This is a genomic window from Roseateles saccharophilus, from assembly GCF_004342485.1.
Classification (GTDB): Bacteria; Pseudomonadota; Gammaproteobacteria; order Burkholderiales; family Burkholderiaceae_C; genus Pelomonas; species Pelomonas saccharophila.
On sequence record NZ_SMBU01000101.1, the window covers coordinates 1 to 1191 of the forward strand.

General features: G+C 64.5%; 1 protein-coding gene. It reads right to left on the bottom strand.

Annotation, left to right across the window (positions count from 1 at the left end):
- Entirely contained in the window at positions 1–1191 is a 1191-nt protein-coding gene (gene tuf / locus EV671_RS26565; RefSeq protein WP_132576901.1) for an elongation factor Tu, read from the bottom strand.

Sequence of the window (1191 nt, forward strand, 5' to 3'; positions counted from 1 at the left end):
TTACTCGAGGATCGTGGCGACGACGCCCGAACCGACGGTGCGGCCACCTTCACGGATGGCGAAGCGCAGGCCCTGCTCCATCGCGATCGGCGCGATCAGCTTCACGGTGATGCCGACGTTGTCGCCGGGCATGACCATTTCCTTGTCCTTGGGCAGCTCCACCGCGCCGGTCACGTCCGTCGTGCGGAAGTAGAACTGCGGACGGTAGTTGTTGAAGAACGGCGTGTGGCGGCCGCCCTCTTCCTTGCTCAGAACGTAGATCTCAGCGGTGAAGTGGGTGTGGGGCTTGATGGTGCCGGGCTTGGCCAGCACTTGGCCGCGCTCGACGTCTTCGCGCTTGGTGCCGCGCAGCAGGATGCCGACGTTGTCGCCCGCTTGACCTTGGTCCAGCAGCTTGCGGAACATTTCGACGCCCGTGACCGTGGTCTTCTGGACTTCGCGGATGCCGACGATTTCGATTTCTTCACCGACCTTGATGACGCCGCGCTCGACGCGACCGGTCACGACGGTGCCGCGGCCGGAGATCGAGAACACGTCTTCCACCGGCAGCAGGAAGGCGCCGTCAACAGCACGGTCCGGCTGGGGGATGTAGGTGTCCAGCGCATCGGCCAGGCGCATGATGGCCTGCTCGCCCAGGTCGCCCGTGTCGCCTTCCAGCGCCAGCTTGGCCGAGCCCTTGATGATGGGGGTGTCGTCGCCGGGGAAGTCGTACTTGGAGAGCAGCTCGCGCACTTCCATTTCGACGAGCTCGAGCAGTTCGGCGTCGTCGACCATGTCGCACTTGTTCAGGAAGACGATGATGTACTTCACGCCGACCTGGCGGGCCAGCAGGATGTGCTCGCGGGTCTGGGGCATCGGGCCGTCAGCAGCCGAGCACACCAGGATGGCGCCGTCCATCTGGGCGGCACCGGTGATCATGTTCTTGACGTAGTCGGCGTGGCCGGGGCAGTCAACGTGCGCGTAGTGGCGGTTGGCCGTCTCGTATTCGACGTGCGCGGTGTTGATCGTGATGCCGCGGGCCTTTTCTTCCGGAGCCGCGTCGATCTGGTCGTAGGCCTTGGCCTCGCCACCGAACTTCTTGGACAGCACGGTCGCGATCGCGGCCGTCAGCGTCGTCTTGCCATGGTCCACGTGACCGATCGTGCCCACGTTCACGTGCGGCTTGGTCCGTTCAAACTTGCCTTTTGCCAT